The sequence below is a fragment of the Pseudomonas sp. LM13 genome, assembly GCF_041381355.1.
Taxonomy (GTDB): Bacteria; Pseudomonadota; Gammaproteobacteria; order Pseudomonadales; family Pseudomonadaceae; genus Stutzerimonas; species Stutzerimonas frequens.
The window spans coordinates 50,729-66,950 of sequence record NZ_JACBXH010000007.1; the positions used below are offsets into that span (position 1 = coordinate 50,729).

Consider the following 16,222-nt stretch of genomic DNA (forward strand, 5'->3'; position numbering starts at 1 on the left):
CGCGCGCTCACGCGTCGGCACCGGCCGAGCAGAGTTCGGCCAGGACGCGCAAGCGGCGTTTGGGTTCGGCGACATAGGGGTTCTTTTCGTCCCAGGCATAGCCTGCGAGGATCGAGCTGATCATCCGGCGGATCTCCGGCTGGGCGTGTTCGTAGTAGATCACGTCCTGGAAGCTGCAATCGTACCAACCCTCCACGTAGGTCCGGAAGGTATCGACGCCGCGCTTGAGCGGCGCGGCGAACTCGCGTTCCCAATCCACCGGTTCGCCGCTCAGCTGGCGATGCAGCACGGCGGCGGCCATGTGTGCCGAGCGCATGGCGATGGTCACGCCGGAAGAAAACACCGGGTCGAGGAACTCGGCGGCGTTGCCCAGCAGGGCGAAGCCCGGACCGTGCAGGCTCTTGACGTTGGCCGAGTAGCCGCCGATCAGGCGCGCCGGGGTGTCCCATTCGGCATTCGCGAGAATGCGCCTGAGGTTCGGTGCCTCCTGGACAAATTCGCGCAGGCAGGCATCGAGGTTCACCGGCCGGCCTTCGTAGCGCTCGGCACTGGCGACCACACCCAGCGAACAGCGGCCGTTGCTGAACGGGATGGTCCAGTACCAGACGTCCCGCAGCTCGGGATGGGTGGTGATAAGGATCTTCTCGCGGTCGAAGCGTGGATCGTCGATACGGTCCTCGATATGGGTGAAGATCGCCCGGCGCACCGGGAAGCCCGACGGCGCTTCCAGATCCAGCAGCTGCGGCAGTACCCGGCCATAGCCGCTGGCATCGAGCACGAAGGCGGCATCGACGCGGTACTCGCTGCCATCGGCCCGACGAATCTGCAGCCAGGGCTGCGCGCCGGTGAAATCCACCGCGGTGACTTCTTCCTCGTAGCGGATTTCCACACCCTGCAACTCGGCCTGGTCCGCCAGCAGCTTGTCGAAGTCGGCGCGCTGGACCTGGTAGGTGCTGCCATGGCCAGCGGTGAACTTGTCGCGGAAATCGAATTCCGTGTAGCGCTCGCCCCAGCCGAAGGCCGCGCCGTGCTTGGTCTGGAACCCCGCCGCGCGCACCGCCTCGAGCATCCCGGCTTCCTCGATGAAGTCCAGGCAGTGCGACAGCAGGCTCTCGCCGATGGAGAAGCGCGGGAAGCGCTGGCGTTCGACGATCAGCACGTCGTGGCCCTTGCGCTTGAGCAGCGCGCCAGCGATTGCGCCGGACGGGCCGGCTCCGATGATCACGACTTCACGGTGTTGCGTCTCAAGCGGCGCCATACGGCCTCCCTGCCTGTGGTGGTGTGTCTTGCTGATGGATGGCCCAGGGGGCCAGGAAAAAACTGAATACCAGGCCGAGGCTGACGGTGAGGCCGAAGTTGCTCACCGCCGGCGTGCTGGACACCGCCAGCAGGCCGAACGACAGCCAGGTGGTGGTGGCCGCCAACAGGGTGCCGACCAGGCTGACCGCGGCGCCGCCAATCTGCTCGCGCATCAGAATGGCGTAATCCACGCCGATCGCCGTGACCAGCAGCAGGCCGAACAGGCCAAACAGCGTCAGCGGCTGACCGAGCCAGCCGAGACTGGCCAGGCTCGCCAGGGCGGCCAGCAGGGGCACGGCCAGGCAACGCAGGGCGCCGCCCGGGCCGAAGGGAAAGCAGAGCAGGGCAAAGATCAGCAGGCTGGCGAGCAGCTTGAGTTCGCCGGCCTGAAGCTTGGTCGCGGCAAACAGCTGGTTGAGGCGGGCCGGCTGATCGACCAGTGTCGTGCCGGGCACGTCTTCAGCGATGTGTTCCAGAGCGACTCCGTCGCGCAAGCCCTGCAGGCTGATCAGCCCAGCGACGCCGTCGTTCTGCGCGCCGAGCCAGAGCGCACGCCAGGGCTCGCCCAACGGGCCTGTCAGCGCCGCCTCGATGGTCACCGGTGGCTGTGCCTGCAGGCGCTCGAGCTCGGCCTGCAGGTTGTTCGTCGCGGCACCGAGGGCGGCGAGCGGCTGGCTGGCTGGGAGCAGTTGCGGCAGGGCGGCGCGCAGGCGGTCCTGTTCGGCAGTCGGTGCAACCAGCTGGCTCAGGGCAAGGTGCCCGCCCAGGCGTTGCTCGGCCTGCAGGCCGGACAGGCGGCGGCTGAGCTCGGCCTGGCGTTCGAGCAGCGCGTCGGCATCGGCGGCGCGCACGAGGAGGTACTGGCTGGTGGGCTGGAAGCCGCTGATCGTACCGATACGCTCGGCTTGCTGCTGCAGTACCGGCGCGCGGCTGACCCACTGGCGCAGGTCGTCCTCGAATGACAGCTGCAGCACGCCGCCCAGGCAGAACAGTCCGAGCACGGCCAGCAGCCAGGGCGAGCCGATGCGTGCAAGCAGGGCCTGGCGCACCTGCAGCCAGCGCTGCGCCCAACCCAATGGGCGTGGCCAGGGCTGCAGGCGACCATTGAACAGCAGCGGCAGCAGGCCGGTGGTGCAGAGAAAGGCGCCGAGCAAGCCGGCTGCAGAAAACACTGCCACCTGGGTCAGCGCCGGGAAGGGCGTGAAGGCCAGCGCGAGATAACCGATCAGGTTGGTTAGCAGGGCCAGCGCCAGTCCCGGCAGGATCAGACCAAGCGCGCGCCGGCCGTGCCAGGGTTGTAGCGTCCAGCTCTTGGACAGGTAGTGCAGCGGGAAATCCAGGCTGACGCCGATCAGGCTGGCGCCGAGCACCAGGGTCAGTACGTGCATCTGGCCGAACAGCGCGACGCAGGCGGCCGCCCCCGACAGCGCGCCGACCAGCACCGGCAAGGCGGCGAGCAGGATGCGCGGCGTGCGGAATAGCCAGAGCAATAGCAGCAGGGTGGCACCCAGCGACAGGCTGCCGATCAGGCTCGCCTCTGTGCGGGCCGAGCGCTGGCCATGGGCAGCATGCAGCACGCCGCCGGCACTCAGCAGCTCGCCCCCCGCCGCTTCGATGTCGTCACGAGCCCGTTCGACGAGGGTTACCACCTGCTGCGGCGAACCCTCGTCGAAGGCATCGCCTTGCGCACGCGCGTGTATCACCCGCCAGCGCTGACCGGCATATTCGGCGACCAGGCTGCCGTCGCTCTCGGCGCCAACGTTGCCCAGCTGCGGCAACCGTTGCAGGGCCAGGCCGGCGATGCCGAACCAGTCCTGTTCGAGCGGCAGCGGGCTGGCGGCGAAGGGGTCGTAGAGGCGCTCGATGCGCTGCTGGACGAACCGAGCGGGATGTTCGATGAGCTGCCGGCGCTCGGTATCGCCAAGCAATCCGAGGGACTGCTCGCGCAGCTGGCGCGCGACTGCCGGCAGGTCGGGCTGTACCCGCTCGCGCACCTGGGCGAACAGGCCGCTTCCACGCAGTTCGGCTGCCAGGCTTTCAGTCAGGCGCCAGGTTTCACGCTCGTCGTCATGCCGGATCAGCAGCATCAGGTCGCGCTTGAGCGGCTCCTGCATGCGTTCGGTTGCCAGCTGTTCGAGCGCGTCGTGGCTGCCGCTGGGCAGCAATTGCAGCAGATTGGCGCTCAGCGGCGGGCCGTCGCGCCATTGCCAGGCATTCAGCGCCAGCAGGCCGAGCAGCGCCAGGCAGAACAGCGCGGCCGGCCAGCGGCGGGGCTGCAGGCGCTCAGTCGGCAAGATCGCGTTGCTCGCTGGCCGTGAGGGCGACGTCGGTCTGGCTGTCGAGCAGACGGATCAGCGTGCGATCACCCTGGGTTTCGTGCAGCTCGATTCGAGTCACCGTCTCACCGCCCTGGATCTCGATGTCGGCGAAGATCTGCTTGAGCAGCGCGCCGCGTGGCGTCAGTTGCAACCGCCACGCGTCGGGGTCGCCTTTCAGCTGCAGGTCGAAGTCGCGCTGCAACGCCTGGGTGTCGCCGCTCAGCACGGCGAGGAACAGCTGGTTCTGTCGGGCCGAACCGCCCTGCGGGTCGACCGCCTGCCAGCCCTGTTCGCCGCGCCGCGCGATCCCCTGAGGCGTAATGCGATAGTCCTGGCGGATCGGCTGTTGCAGCAGCCAGAGCAGGCCGTGGTCGCGGGACAGGGTGAACTGGCCGTGACTGGTCAGCGGCTGCGGCAAGGCTCTCAGGTGCTTTTCCTGAATGAAGTCGCCACGTACCACGGCCGGCCCGCTCAGTTGTCCGGCGAGCTGTGGCAGGTCGAAGGGTTGCGCCATGGCGATGGTGGTGACCAGCAGCAGGACGGCGGCGGCCAGCCATTTCTTGAAGAGCGGCGTCATGCCAGTGCGCGCTCCACCGCGTCGACGAACACTCGTGGCGAGGCCAGCAGCATCTCGCGGCTGGCGATCTCCACGGCGACCTGCACGGTGCTGCCGCGGGTCATGCGCTCGCCGGTTTCGGCATCGCGGATCAGGTAGTTGATCTTCAGGCGGTTCTCCCACTCCACCAGGTCGGCGCGCACCACGATGCGCTGGTTGAAGCGCGCGCCGCGCATGTAGCGCAGCTGCACGTCGATGATCGGCCAGGCATAGCCGGCGTCGCGCATCTGCTGGTAGTTGTGGCCGATACGCTCGAGCAGCGCACAGCGGGCGACCTCGAAGTACTTGACGTAGTGGCCGTGCCAGACAACGTCCATGGAGTCGACATCGAAGAACGGCACGAGCATCTCGACCTCGGCCTGCAGTACGCCGTCCTTACGCATAAAGCCTCCAGTGGCGGTTGCGGATCTGTTCGAGGCACAGGCGCAGTTCGCCTTCCAGTGCCCGGTCTTCGATCAGCGGGGGGAAGGTCGCCGCCAGCTCGCTGTGCATGGCCGCCAGTGGCGCGGGCAGCGGGCGCGCGTCTTCCAGGCGCTGGCGCAGCCAGACGCCCTGCTGGGCGGCGAGCAGCGTGGCCGCGGCGACCTGCTCGCTCAGCTCCAGGCTGCGCAGCGCGTCGCGGGCGGCGATGGTGCCCATGCTCACCTTGTCCTGGTTGTGGCATTCGGTGGAGCGCGAGAAGACGCTGGCCGGCATGCTGTTCTTCAGCGCTTCGGCGGTCCAGGCGCTGGCGCCGATCTGCACCGCCTTGAAGCCGTGGTTGATCATCGCCGTGGCGGCCGGCGCGCCGGAGAGGTTGCTCGGCAGGCCGTGGTTGTAGCGCGTGTCGACCAGCAGGGCGAGCTGGCGGTCGAGCAGATCGGCGACGTTGGCCACCAGGTTCTTCAGGCTGTCCATGGCGAAGGCGATATGCCCGCCGTAGAAATGCCCGCCGTGCAGCACGCGCTCGTTGTCGGCATCGATGATCGGGTTGTCGTTGGCGCTGTTCAGTTCGGTCTCGATGAACTGGCGCAGCAGGCCCAGGCTGTCGGCCAGCACACCGAGCACATGGGGCGCGCAGCGGATGGAGTAGCGGTCCTGCAATCGATGCAGCGGCGCCGCGGGCGCATCGATGGCCAGGTCCTGACGAATCCAGGCGGCGACCTGAGCCTGTCCAGGATGCGGCTTGGCGGCGAACAGGCGCTCGTCGAAGTGCTCGGGGTTGCCCTGCAGGGCGATCACGTTCAGTGCGGTGATGCGGGTCGCCAGCTGCAGCAGGTAGTCGGCGCGGGCGTAGGCCAGGCAGGCGAGGCCGGTCATCACCGCGGTGCCGTTCATCAATGCCAGCGCCTCCTTGGGACGCAGGGTCAAGGGTGTCCAGCCGAGCTGGCGATGCACTTCGGCGGCGCTGCGGCGCTCGCCGCGATACAGCACCTCGCGCTCGCCGGCGAGGGCGGCGGCGACATAGGACAGTGGGGTCAGGTCGCCGCTGGCGCCGACCGAGCCTTCCTCAGGAATCAGCGGCAGCACATCGTGTTCGAGAAATGTCTGCATGCGTTCCAGCAGCTCGATGCGTACACCGGACATGCCATGGGTAAGCGAACGCAGGCGCGCGGCGAGCACGGCGCGGGTGGCTTCGGCGTCCAGCAACTTGCCGAGCCCGCAGCCATGAAAGGTGAACAGGTGCTGCGGCAACGCCTCGACCTGATGCAGCGGCACCGCCACCACGCAGGAATCGCCATAGCCGGTGGTAACGCCGTAGATCACGCCCTCGCGGTCCAGCAGGGTGTCGAGAAACTGCGCGCCGCGGGTGATGCGGCTGCGAAAGGTCTCGTCCGCCTGCAGCCGTGCCGGCGCACGGCGCTGCGCCACGGCCAGCACGTCCTCGATGCGCAGAAGGTGTTCGCCAAAGATCACGGGCTCAGTCACGACGCGGGTCCTGTGTGTTCCAGAAGGGATAGAAGTTGAACCATTGCAGCGGCGCCTCCAGGCAACGCGCGGCGAGGCGGTCGGCGTAGCGCTGCACTGCCTGCGCGATCACCGCGTCGCGCTCGGCGCGGCGCCAGCGGATGCGTTCGGCGAAGGGCTCGAGATGCACATGGAAGCGCTCGTCCTGCTTGAGACAGAACAGCAGATTCACCGGGCATTCCAGCAGGCCGGCGAGCAGCCAGGGCCCCTGGGGAAAGGCTGCCGGCTGACCGAGGAAGTCCGCCACGGCGGTGCGCCCACCGTGCAGCGGCACCCGATCACCGGCGATGGCCAGCCACTCGCCGCGCTCCAGACGCTGGGACAGCTGCAGCATGGTCGCCGGGTCCAGTTCGCTGACCTGGATCAGCCGCAGGTTGTCGGCGCCGGACTGGTCCAGCAGGCGATTGAACTGCTCGGCGTGACGGGTGTGCACCAGCACGTTCATCCGCACTTCGCCGCCGATCTCCGCCAGCGCCCGGCAGATCTCCAGATTGCCCAGATGCGAGCCGACCAGCAGCTGACCGCGCGCGCCGGCGAGGCTGTCGTGCAGGTTGGCCGGGTCGTGTATCACCAGGCGTTCTCGCCCGACGCGCCCGCTCCAGACATCCAGCTTGTCCAGCAGCGCTTCGGCGAAACTCATGAACTGGCGATAGACCGAGCGCGTGCTCGGCTGCAGTTCGGCGCGACCGCTCCAGCGCGCCAGGTAGCCCTGATACTGGCGCGCGCTGTCACGGGCGCTGCGGCCGAACAGATAGAAATACAGCACGATCAGATACAGCAGCGGCGCCATGGTGCGCCGACCAAGTACCCGTACCGCCCAGGCGGTCAGGCGCATCAGCGCGAAACTGCCGCGCTCGCGCTGCGCCGCCCAGTGCGAGGGCATTGGGGCTTCGCTCATCGCTGCAGGCGCCGGGCGAGCAGTTTTGGCGCGCGCAGCAGCATGCCGCAGAACAGCCGGGCATGCATGGCGGAGATCAGTGCATTGTCCAGCCAGAGGCGGAAGTGCGAGACGCCATCGGCCGGGTAATGCACCCGCGTCGGCAGCCAGACCATCGGCTGCTGCTGCCAGTGCAGGCGCACCAGGATCTCGGTGTCGAAATCCATGCGCCGGCCCAGGCGCACGCGGTCGAGCAATGCCAAAGTCGGCTCCAGCGGGTAGACACGGAAGCCGCACATGGAGTCGCGGATCGCCAGCGACAGGGTGTTGATCCAGACCCAGACATGGGTCAGGTAGCGGGCATACAGGCGCCCCTTGGGCACGCTGGCGTCGTATCGCGGATAGCCGCAGATCACCGCGTCCGGCGCCTGGCTGGCGCGGTCGAGGAACAGCTCGACACCGGACAGGTCGTGCTGGCCGTCGGCGTCGACCTGCAGCGCATGGCTGAAGCCCAGTCGCCGCGCCTCGCGCAGGCCGCTGATTACCGCACCGCCCTTGCCCTGATTGCGCGGATGGCGGAGCAGGAAGACGCCGTCTTGCTCCGCCAGTCGGTCGATGACCGTTGCCGCGGCAGGGGAGGAACCGTCATCCACCAGCACGCAGGGCAGGTCCGCCGCCCGCAGCGCGCCGACCACTGCCGGCAGGCTGCGCTCGTGGTTGTAAACCGGGATCAGCGCGCAGGGCTTGAACCAATCCTCTTCGTTGGGCAGAGCGGGCGCCACGCTGGCGATCGGCTGCTCCTCGACGGGCGGCAAGGGATTCGGCGTGGTCATGGGCGAGCTCCCAGCAGGATGCGGCCGGACGAGCAGGGCTTGCCGGCGTTGTGATAGGCGAAGTACAGCTTGCCGCGGGCATGATCGAAACGCAGGCTCAGCTCCAGGTGATCGCCCGGGCGAGCGAGCTGCTGGAACTTGAGCACTTCCATGCCACCGAAACGTGGCGGCAGGTCGTCGATCAGTTCGCGCGCGAGGTTCATCGCCCACTCGATCTGAACGACGCCAGGCAGGACCGGCGTACGCGGGAAATGGCCGCTGAAGTGCGCCAGGTCCAGCGGCACGCGCAGCTCGATCTGCCAGTGATCGTCCTGCCACTGCTGCTGCAGACGCTCCGGTTCGCGCGGGCGCGGCGCCAGCAGCAGAGCGTCGAGTTCGGCCTGAGGCAGTTTGCCCTGGGCATTGCCTGGTAGCTGATGCAGCAGTCGCCAGCGCCGCGGCAGGGCCAATGCTTCGCAGTAGTCGTTCAGATGCTGGCGCAGAGTCTGGGTGACGGCGCGCCGGCCCTGGTTGCGCAGGGCGAATATGCCAGCCTCGCTCAGCGCCACCAACGCGCCGAGATAGGCTCGCTGGTCCTGGATGACGCCCAGGCGGGCCTCGCTGACGTAGGCGTGCTCGGCCAGGGCGCTTTCCAGCATCGGTAGCGAGATCCGCTTCTCTTCCAGCTTGACGATGCGATCCAGCCGGCCACGCAGGGCGAAGCGGCCATCGGCATGCAACTCGGCACCATCGGCGGTCTGTTCGACGTGCCCGCCGGCGACCCAGGGCGAGGCCACGCGCAGCGCGCCCTGTTCGTCCTGGCCGAGCTCGACGCCCGGTAGCGGCTGCCACAGTTCGCCGCCCTGGCGCCAGGCGATGCCGCCGGTTTCGGAGCTGCCATAGATCTCCGTTGGCCACTGGCCGAGGCGCTCCCGCAGCAGTTGTGCGGCCTCGGCCGGCAGTGGCCCGCCAGAGGAGAACACCCGACGCACCTGGCGCAGCGCCGGCCAGTCGAGGTTGTCGCCCATGCGCTTGAGCAGGGCGGGACTGGCCACCCAGCAGAACGCCGGTTGTTCACGGCTGGCCCGCTGCATGTCCTCGGCGAACGGCAGGGGGCGGCGCAGCATCGGGCGGCCGGCGCACAGCGGCCAGAGCACACGGAACAGCAGGCCATAGATGTGTTGCGTGGCGACGCTGCCGATCACGCTGGCAGCTCCGAGGTCGGCGCCCCACAGCGCTTCCAGCGTCTCGATCTCACGGGCGAGCTGCGCCAGACGCTTGTCGATCAGTTTGGGCTGGCCGCTGGAGCCCGAGGTGCAGAGCGTCAGGCCGAGCAGCTGCGGATCGAGTTCGGCGGCACTCAAGGGTTCGCCCAGCAAATCCATCAGGCTGTGATCACCAGGCTGATCGGTCAGCCACAGCTCGGTCTGGGCGTCCAGGCGCTCGCGGTTCGCCGGCTGCAGGTCCGCCGGCAGCAGCACACGCGCGCCGGCGCGCCAGGCACCGAGCAGGGCGATCGCCAGCTGCGCGGCATCCTCCAGGTGCACGGCCAGGCTGCACACATTGCGTCGATGCAGCTCACCGGCCAGCTGCAGCGCCTGCAGTTGCACCTGGCCGAGCGACAGTGCGGGGGCATCGGTTACCCGCCGCGATTCGCCTGAAATCAGCAGTTCACACAGGCCGATCCAGCTCATGTGCGACCTCTGACCCGCTGACGTACCAGCCACTCGCCGGCGAACAGCAGGCCCATCAACAGATAGGCGATCAGCCCGTTGTACAGCGTCCACCAGGCCAGCGGCGCCCAGAGCGTCAGGGCGGCGGCTATGGTGCCGTTGATGACGAAGAAGCCCACCCAGACTTTGGTCACCTGCAGCGTATAGCGCACGCCAGCTTCCGCCAGATCCGGCTCCTGTAGCCGGGCCAGACGCTCGATCACCGGCATGCCGACGAACAGGCTACCGGCGAACAGCGCGAGCATGGCGGCGTTGATCAGGACCGGATACCAGCGCAGCAGGACATCGTCGTCGAGCAACGCCAGGGCAAGGCAGAACAGCAGGGCGACAACAGCCGTCGCGCGGCTGGCGGCGCGCTCGCTGCTCAGCAGGCGGGCAAGCCAGAGCGCCCCGAGTAGCGCGGCGAATACACGCGGCGAGAGGTGCTCGATACCGAAGTAGACGGCGAACGGATAGGCCAGCCCGGCGAGCAGCAGGGCGAGGCCGGCCATGCGGGCCAGGCCGGGCGGGATGGTGGATGAGCGTGGAAGCATCAGGAGTCCGAAAAACCGTGGTTGTGCTGCGGGGCGGGCGCGATGCCGGTCAGGCTGTCTCCGTGCTGGTCAGACGATAGACCGCCTCCACCACGTCACCGACGGTGCGCACGGCCTTGAACTCCTCGGCGGCAATCTTCTTGCCGGTCTGGCGCTTGATATGGTCGATCAGGTCGACGGCGTCGATGCTGTCGATCTCCAGGTCCTGATAGAGGTTGGCCTCGAGGGTGATGCGCTCGGGTTCGAGTTCGAACAGTTCCACCAGGGCGTCGCGCAGGGTTTGGAAAATCTCGTTGCGGCTGTTCACGGCAGATGCTCCTCAGGCGGTGGCGCGGCTGGCGCTGACGAAAGCTGCCAGGCTGTCGACGCTGGCGAAATGCTTGCGGGTGTCCTTGGCGTCGGCGTCGATCTTGATACCGAAGCGCTTCTGAATCGCCAGGCCGAGTTCCAGGGCATCCACCGAGTCGAGGCCAAGACCTTCGCCGAACAAGGGCTGGTCGGCAGCGATGTCGTCCGGGCCGAGGTCTTCCAGACCCAGGGCGTCGATGATCAGTTGCTTGATTTCAAGCGTCAGTTGGCTCATCGAGTGCGAGCTCCTTTATGAAGTGTCGGTGCAGATGGTCGTTGAGGCGGCGCGAAGCGATCGGGGCGGCGCCCAGGGCGGCGAATGCCTGCGGGTCGATGTCGTCGCCCACGCGTAGATGAAAGTGAAAGCGCCGCGAGGGGATGCGGTACCAGGGTTCGGCCTTGGTCAGGGTGGTCGGTGTCACGCTGATCACCACCGGCGTCACCAGCCGCGCGCCTCGCAGCGCGATGGCCGCCGCTCCGCGATGGAACTGCGGGGGCTGGCCGGGCGTGGTGCGGGTGCCCTCGGGAAAGATGATCAGCGTCTGGCCCTGCTGCAGGGCTTCGGCCGCTTCGTCGAGCATCTCGGCGCTGCCGTTGTTGCTGATGTACTGCGCGGCGCGGATCGGCCCACGGGTGAAGGGGTTGTCCCACAGACTCTGCTTGACCACGCAGTTGGCGTCGCGGATCAGCGCGATGAGCACCACCACGTCGATCAGCGAAGGATGATTGGCGATGATCAGCTGGCCGGGGCGCCCCAGCCGCTCGGCACCCTCGACCTCATAGGTCAGCACGCCGCTGCGGTACATGAACTGCACGAACAGCCAGAACAGCCGGCTGACGGTCTGCCGCGCGCGACGCCGCTGGGTGATGGCATCTCCCGGAAGGAGTGCGAGCAGCGGAAAGACCAGCACGCGCAGGCAAAGTCCGCCGATGCCGAACAGGGCGAACGACAGCCCGGTGGCGAACAGGCGCCACAGCCACGGCGCATTGGGCCGCTTCAGCGCGTCCGCTGCCAGGTCCATCTGCGCGTTTTCCAGTGATGTGTGAATCGGGTCCGGCCATCGAGCAGCGCCCGAATCAGCTCCAGCGCATGTGGCGTAGATGTCTGCAGGGCGGGCTCGCCGGCCGGCTGCAACTGCAGCTGCCAGGCGTCGCCAGCGGTCAGTCGCAGCGCCAGCGCGTAGGGAGTCTGGACATCATCGATCCACGGCCGGTAGGCGTCTGGTGGCGTTTCTTCGGCAATCACCAGCAGCACGGCCGGCGCGCCGTCGTTCAACAGAAGCATGGCTTCCAGCACCGCGTGCTCGAGCCCGTCACCTTCGGCGGCGAGGGCCGTCATTTCGCTGCCGTCGCCTTGAAAGATCGACCAGAGACCGATGATCGCATTGTGGACCGACAGGCTGAACTGGGTGGGCGATAGCGGCTGCTGTCCGGCGAGATCGCTGAGCAGGGCGAAATTGCGTGTGGTTTCACCGTGACGCGAGGCATAGACCAATGGCATCGGCGGCTGATCTTCGACCAGGGGCGCCGCGACGGCGAAGACCATGCGCGCCAGCCGGCTCAAGCGACGACGTTGCATGGCCGGAAGAAAGGAAACGTCTGGTTGCGCGTCAGGATCTTCCAGCCAGTCGTTGGCCTGCGCCCAGCGCGCCCAGTCTGTGCGGCAGGCGCGGCCCGGGGCCCAAGCCTGCCACTGCTCGATGTCGAAGCGTATTGCGCTCATGCTTGCGCGGCTCTCGTGGCGAGGCCAGCGCACAGACGTCCGTGTAATGCTTGCATTGGAAGTGCCGCTCGAAAAGTGCGGGCATTATCCAAGTGCTATCAACGCTAGGCAAACATTGCGATACAGATCCTGATAGGAGGTCGCAAATGCCTGCGGAACTCCGCGTCGCCATGACTGTCGCGCGAGAGTTGCCCCCTCACCGCACGCCCTGCTGCGCCAGCCAGGCGAGCAGTTGCGGCAGTGGCATGGCACCGCTCTGGCGCGCGACTTCGCGGCCTTCGCGAAAGAGGATCAGGCTCGGAATGGAGCGGATGCCGAGCTGCGTCGACAGTTGCGCGTTGGCTTCGCTGTCGAGCTTGGCCAGGCGGCAGCGGCCCTGCAGCTGGCGCGCGGCCTGTGCGAAGGTCGGGGCAAAGCTGCGGCAGGGGCCGCACCAGCTGGCCCAGACATCCACCAGTAGCGGCAGGTCGCCCTTGATCTGGTTGGCGAATTGCTCCTGTTGCAGGTCGAAGGGTTGGTCCGGCAGCGCCTCGGACTTGCAGCGCCCGCAGCGTGGCGCGTCATGTATGCGATCGGATGGGATGCGGTTGAGGCTGGCGCAGTGTGCGCAGGGGACGATCAGCGAATCGGTCATGGCGAGGCTCCCTCGGCGATATGCCGATAATGTGGAGCCTCGCTGGCGGATATCAAGCTGCGCGTCGTCTCAACACTTGGATGCGGCCAGTGCCTGGGCCAGGTCGGCGAGGATGTCGTCGATGTGCTCAATACCGATCGACAGCCGGATCAGGTCCTGCGACACGCCGGCGCGGGCCAGTTCGTCGGCATTCAGCTGGCGGTGCGTGGTGCTGGCCGGATGGCAGGCCAGGGACTTGGCGTCGCCGATGTTGACCAGGCGCACCACCAGTTTGAGCGCATCGATAAAGCGCGCGCCGGCCTCCATGCCGCCTTCGATGCCGAAGCAGAGAATCGACGCCGGCATGCCGCCCATGTAGCGGCGGGCCAGTTCGTGCTCAGGGTGATCCGGCAGTCCAGCGTACTTGACCCATGCCACCTGTGGGTGGGATTGGAGGAACTCGGCAACCTTGAGCGCGTTTTCGCAGTGGCGCTCCATACGCAGCGCCAGGGTTTCCAGCCCCTGCAGGATCAGAAACGAGTTGAACGGGGAAATCGCTGCGCCCATGTTGCGCAGCGGCACCACGCGGCAGCGACCGATGAAGGCGGCCGGGCCGAAGGCCTCGGTGTAGGTGACGCCGTGGTAGGACACATCCGGCGTGTTCAGCAGGGCGAAGCGCTCCTTGTGCTGTGCCCATGGAAATTTGCCGGAGTCGACGACGATGCCGCCGATGCTGGTGCCGTGGCCGCCCATGTACTTGGTCAGCGAATGCACGACGATGTCGGCGCCATGCTCGAACGGCCGGCAGAGCATCGGCGTGGCGACTGTGTTGTCGACGATCAGCGGCACACCGTGGCGGTGCGCGGCTTCGGCCAGGGCGGCAAGGTCGATGATGTTGCCCGCCGGGTTGCCGATGGATTCGCAGAACACCGCCTTGGTGCGACCGTCGATCAGCGCTTCCAGGGCTGCGATGTCATCGTGGGCGGCGAAACGCACCTCGATGCCCTGGCGCGGCAGGGTGTGGGCAAACAGGTTGTAGGTGCCGCCATAGAGTTTGGCCACCGAGACGATGTTGTCGCCCACTTCGGCGATGGTCTGGATGGCGTAGGTGATCGCTGCCATGCCCGAGGCTACGGCCAGTGCAGCCACGCCGCCTTCAAGCGCTGCGACGCGCTGTTCGAGCACGTCGGTGGTGGGACTCATGATGCGCGTATAGATGTTGCCCGGCACCTTCAGGTCGAACAGGTCGGCGCCGTGCTGGGTGTCATCGAAGGCGTAGGAGGTGGTCTGGTAGATCGGCACCGCCACCGCCCTGGTGGTGGGGTCTGGGCTGTAGCCAGCGTGGATGGCGAGGGTTTCCAGTTTCATGGCGCGCTCCTTTTTCTTGTTCGTCATGGCAAAGGCCCGAGAGCATGAAACTGAACACCTGACCGGTCAATGATCCAGCGCAAGCCTTGCCGTCAAATCGGCGTGAGTGGCCAGAACAGCGGGATCACCAGCGTTCCGACCAGCCAGAGCAGCAGGTTCAGCGGGATGCCGATCTTGAGAAAGTCGGCGAAGCGATAGCCCCCGGCGTTGTAGACGAAGGTATTGGTCTGGTAGCCGATCGGTGTGGCGAAGCTGGCGCTTGCTGCGAACATCACCGCCACCACGAAGGCGCGTGGGTCGACGCCCAGGTGCTGCGCCAGGCCGATGGCGATGGGGGTGATCAGCACCGCCACGGCGTTGTTGGACAGCATCTCGGTGAGCAGCGAGGTCAGCAGGTAGATGAACGACAGCATGAACAACGGCCCGGCCCAGGGCGTCACGGTGGTCACGTTCTGTACGATCAGCTGTACCAGACCTACCTTGTCCATGGCGATGCTGATGGCCAGCATGCCGAAGATCAGGCTGAGGATCTTCCAGTCCACGGCCTTGTAGGCGTCCTCGACATCGAGACAGCGCGTGGCCAGCACCGTGGCGGCGCCGATGATCGCCAGGCCTTCGATCGGCATCACGCCGAAGGCGGCGAGCCCCATCACTGCCAGCGTGGCGATGATGGCGATCGGCGCCTTGTCACGGCGGAACGCGCGTTCCTGTACGGCGTTGAGGCTGATCAGCTCGCCGTTGTCGGCGAAACGCTTGATCTGCGCCGGCGTGCCTTCGACCAGCATGACGTCGCCGAACTGCAGCTGAAAGTCATCGAAGTTGCCCTGAATGTTCTCGTCCTGGCGGTGCACCGCGAGCACGCTGATGCCATAGCGGGCGGACAGGTCGAGGTCGCGCATCGGCCGGTGGCTGTAGCGCGACCCGCGGCCGACAATGGCTTCGGCGAGAATCACGTCTTCACTGCTGATGGTCTCGAAGGCGTCGCCACGGTTGAAGGTCAGGTGGCCGCTCTCGCGCAGCTCCACCACATCCTTGACCTGCCCGTGGATCATCAGCAGGTCGCCGGCGCTGAGGACGAAGTCGTGCTCCGGGCGGCTGAACAGCTGGCTGTCGCGGTTCACTTGCAGCACCTGCAGGCCGCTGCCGCCGTTCAGGTTGGCCTCGGCGATGGTCTTGCCGATCACCGGGGAGTTGAGCGGCACGCGCAGTTCGGTCATGAAGTTGCGATCCAGGCGCGGGCCGAGCAGCTTGGACAGGGTGTCGCGCTCCGGTAGCAGATGCCTGCCGACCGTCAGCAGGTAGACCATGCCGGCAGCTGCCATGATCAGGCCGGCCGCAGTGATCTCGAACATGCCGAACGGCGCCAGGCCGGCCTTGCGCGCCACGCCATCGACGAGGATGTTGGTGGACGTGCCGATCATGGTCAGCGTGCCGCCGAGAATGGTCGCGTAGGACAACGGAATGAGCAGCTTCGACGGCGTGGTGCCGGCGCGCTTGGCCAGCGAAATCGCGACCGGCGTGAGGATCGCGACCACCGGGGTATTGTTCAGGCAAGCGGAAATCACCAGTGCGGTAATGGTCAGCCCGAACAGCACCCGTGTGGGACTGGTGCCGACCAGGTCGCCGAGCCAGGTGCCCAGTGCGTCGATGCAGCCGGTGCGTTCCAGCGCCGCAGAAATGATGAACATGCAGGCGATCGTCACCGGCGCCGAGTTGGATAGCACGCTTAGCACTTCGCCCGGCGTCAGTAGCTGCGTCGCCAGCAGGACGGCCACGGCGATCGCGACGACGATATCCGGGCTCCAGGTTTCCCGAACGAACGCCACCAGTAGCCAGATCAGCAGGGCGCAGACGAACAACAGCGGCAGCGATTCTGGGAGCATGGACGTCCTTAAGGATGGCAACTGCGGCGCGTCGAAACAACGAGCCCGCGGCGCAAGATAGAGACGTCAGCTTAGAGAGTCCAGAAACCTTTCCTGCTGTTTATATGCGATCTGGTTATTAGTCTGCGGTCAGCACGGCTGGTAAGCGAAGA

Annotated in this window: 16 protein-coding genes; all 16 read right to left on the reverse strand. The window is 66.9% G+C overall.

Annotated elements, in window-relative coordinates:
• Positions 1–7: 7 nt before the first annotated feature.
• On the reverse strand, positions 8–1,258 hold the full coding sequence (locus HZR81_RS07765; RefSeq protein ID WP_500127747.1) for an NAD(P)/FAD-dependent oxidoreductase: 1,251 nt from the start codon (positions 1,256–1,258) through the stop codon (positions 8–10).
• The gene (locus HZR81_RS07770) at positions 1,245–3,593 is read right to left on the reverse strand and encodes an MMPL family transporter (protein WP_500127748.1); all 2,349 of its coding nucleotides are present in this window, start codon (positions 3,591–3,593) and stop codon (positions 1,245–1,247) included. Before HZR81_RS07770 ends, HZR81_RS07765 begins: the two co-directional genes overlap by 14 nt.
• Entirely contained in the window at positions 3,583–4,194 is a 612-nt protein-coding gene (locus tag HZR81_RS07775) for a LolA family protein (protein WP_063539632.1), read from the reverse strand. Before HZR81_RS07775 ends, HZR81_RS07770 begins: the two co-directional genes overlap by 11 nt.
• Positions 4,191–4,616 carry an acyl-CoA thioesterase gene (locus tag HZR81_RS07780; protein ID WP_015278361.1) on the reverse strand — a complete coding sequence of 142 codons (426 nt, stop codon included), beginning with the start codon at positions 4,614–4,616 and terminating at the stop codon, positions 4,191–4,193. The genes HZR81_RS07775 and HZR81_RS07780 overlap by 4 nt, the downstream gene beginning before the upstream one ends.
• Positions 4,609–6,141 (reverse strand): HAL/PAL/TAL family ammonia-lyase, encoded by a 1,533-nt coding sequence (locus tag HZR81_RS07785; protein WP_500127749.1) that lies wholly within the window; start codon positions 6,139–6,141, stop codon positions 4,609–4,611. The genes HZR81_RS07780 and HZR81_RS07785 overlap by 8 nt, the downstream gene beginning before the upstream one ends.
• On the reverse strand, positions 6,134–7,078 hold the full coding sequence (locus tag HZR81_RS07790) for a lysophospholipid acyltransferase family protein (RefSeq protein WP_500127750.1): 945 nt from the start codon (positions 7,076–7,078) through the stop codon (positions 6,134–6,136). The genes HZR81_RS07785 and HZR81_RS07790 overlap by 8 nt, the downstream gene beginning before the upstream one ends.
• Complete coding sequence (locus tag HZR81_RS07795) at positions 7,075–7,890, reverse strand: glycosyltransferase family 2 protein (protein ID WP_500127751.1); 816 nt, start codon at positions 7,888–7,890, stop codon at positions 7,075–7,077. Before HZR81_RS07795 ends, HZR81_RS07790 begins: the two co-directional genes overlap by 4 nt.
• Positions 7,887–9,563, reverse strand: a complete 1,677-nt coding sequence (locus tag HZR81_RS07800) for an ApeI family dehydratase (RefSeq protein WP_500127752.1) — start codon at positions 9,561–9,563, stop codon at positions 7,887–7,889. The genes HZR81_RS07795 and HZR81_RS07800 overlap by 4 nt, the downstream gene beginning before the upstream one ends.
• Positions 9,560–10,135 carry a COG4648 family protein gene (locus HZR81_RS07805; RefSeq protein WP_500127753.1) on the reverse strand — a complete coding sequence of 192 codons (576 nt, stop codon included), beginning with the start codon at positions 10,133–10,135 and terminating at the stop codon, positions 9,560–9,562. The genes HZR81_RS07800 and HZR81_RS07805 overlap by 4 nt, the downstream gene beginning before the upstream one ends.
• 49 nt (positions 10,136–10,184) lie before the next feature.
• Complete coding sequence (locus HZR81_RS07810) at positions 10,185–10,442, reverse strand: acyl carrier protein (RefSeq protein WP_019405658.1); 258 nt, start codon at positions 10,440–10,442, stop codon at positions 10,185–10,187.
• A 12-nt stretch (positions 10,443–10,454) separates the two neighbouring features.
• The gene (locus HZR81_RS07815) at positions 10,455–10,718 is read right to left on the reverse strand and encodes a phosphopantetheine-binding protein (protein WP_061373892.1); all 264 of its coding nucleotides are present in this window, start codon (positions 10,716–10,718) and stop codon (positions 10,455–10,457) included.
• On the reverse strand, positions 10,699–11,505 hold the full coding sequence (locus HZR81_RS07820; RefSeq protein ID WP_256043113.1) for a lysophospholipid acyltransferase family protein: 807 nt from the start codon (positions 11,503–11,505) through the stop codon (positions 10,699–10,701). Before HZR81_RS07820 ends, HZR81_RS07815 begins: the two co-directional genes overlap by 20 nt.
• Complete coding sequence (locus HZR81_RS07825) at positions 11,481–12,206, reverse strand: beta-ketoacyl synthase chain length factor (protein WP_500127754.1); 726 nt, start codon at positions 12,204–12,206, stop codon at positions 11,481–11,483. The genes HZR81_RS07820 and HZR81_RS07825 overlap by 25 nt, the downstream gene beginning before the upstream one ends.
• Positions 12,207–12,402: 196 nt before the next feature.
• Positions 12,403–12,840 carry a thioredoxin TrxC gene (trxC, locus tag HZR81_RS07830; protein ID WP_063539643.1) on the reverse strand — a complete coding sequence of 146 codons (438 nt, stop codon included), beginning with the start codon at positions 12,838–12,840 and terminating at the stop codon, positions 12,403–12,405.
• Positions 12,841–12,909: 69 nt separating this feature from the next.
• A complete protein-coding gene (locus HZR81_RS07835; RefSeq protein WP_256043112.1) occupies positions 12,910–14,187 on the reverse strand; it encodes a bifunctional O-acetylhomoserine aminocarboxypropyltransferase/cysteine synthase in 1,278 nt (425 codons plus the stop codon).
• 92 nt (positions 14,188–14,279) lie between these two features.
• Complete coding sequence (locus HZR81_RS07840) at positions 14,280–16,091, reverse strand: SLC13 family permease (RefSeq protein ID WP_336604891.1); 1,812 nt, start codon at positions 16,089–16,091, stop codon at positions 14,280–14,282.
• Positions 16,092–16,222 lie beyond the last annotated feature (131 nt).

Coding starts and splice junctions, on each gene's coding strand:
- HZR81_RS07765 (WP_500127747.1), bottom strand. CDS start 1,258: ATGGCGCCGCTTGAGACGCAACACCGTGAAGTCGTGATCATCGGAGCC.
- HZR81_RS07775 (WP_063539632.1), bottom strand. CDS start 4,194: ATGACGCCGCTCTTCAAGAAATGGCTGGCCGCCGCCGTCCTGCTGCTG.
- HZR81_RS07780 (WP_015278361.1), bottom strand. CDS start 4,616: ATGCGTAAGGACGGCGTACTGCAGGCCGAGGTCGAGATGCTCGTGCCG.
- HZR81_RS07790 (WP_500127750.1), bottom strand. CDS start 7,078: ATGAGCGAAGCCCCAATGCCCTCGCACTGGGCGGCGCAGCGCGAGCGC.
- HZR81_RS07795 (WP_500127751.1), bottom strand. CDS start 7,890: ATGACCACGCCGAATCCCTTGCCGCCCGTCGAGGAGCAGCCGATCGCC.
- HZR81_RS07800 (WP_500127752.1), bottom strand. CDS start 9,563: ATGAGCTGGATCGGCCTGTGTGAACTGCTGATTTCAGGCGAATCGCGG.
- HZR81_RS07805 (WP_500127753.1), bottom strand. CDS start 10,135: ATGCTTCCACGCTCATCCACCATCCCGCCCGGCCTGGCCCGCATGGCC.
- HZR81_RS07815 (WP_061373892.1), bottom strand. CDS start 10,718: ATGAGCCAACTGACGCTTGAAATCAAGCAACTGATCATCGACGCCCTG.
- HZR81_RS07820 (WP_256043113.1), bottom strand. CDS start 11,505: ATGGACCTGGCAGCGGACGCGCTGAAGCGGCCCAATGCGCCGTGGCTG.
- HZR81_RS07825 (WP_500127754.1), bottom strand. CDS start 12,206: ATGAGCGCAATACGCTTCGACATCGAGCAGTGGCAGGCTTGGGCCCCG.
- trxC (WP_063539643.1), bottom strand. CDS start 12,840: ATGACCGATTCGCTGATCGTCCCCTGCGCACACTGCGCCAGCCTCAAC.
- HZR81_RS07835 (WP_256043112.1), bottom strand. CDS start 14,187: ATGAAACTGGAAACCCTCGCCATCCACGCTGGCTACAGCCCAGACCCC.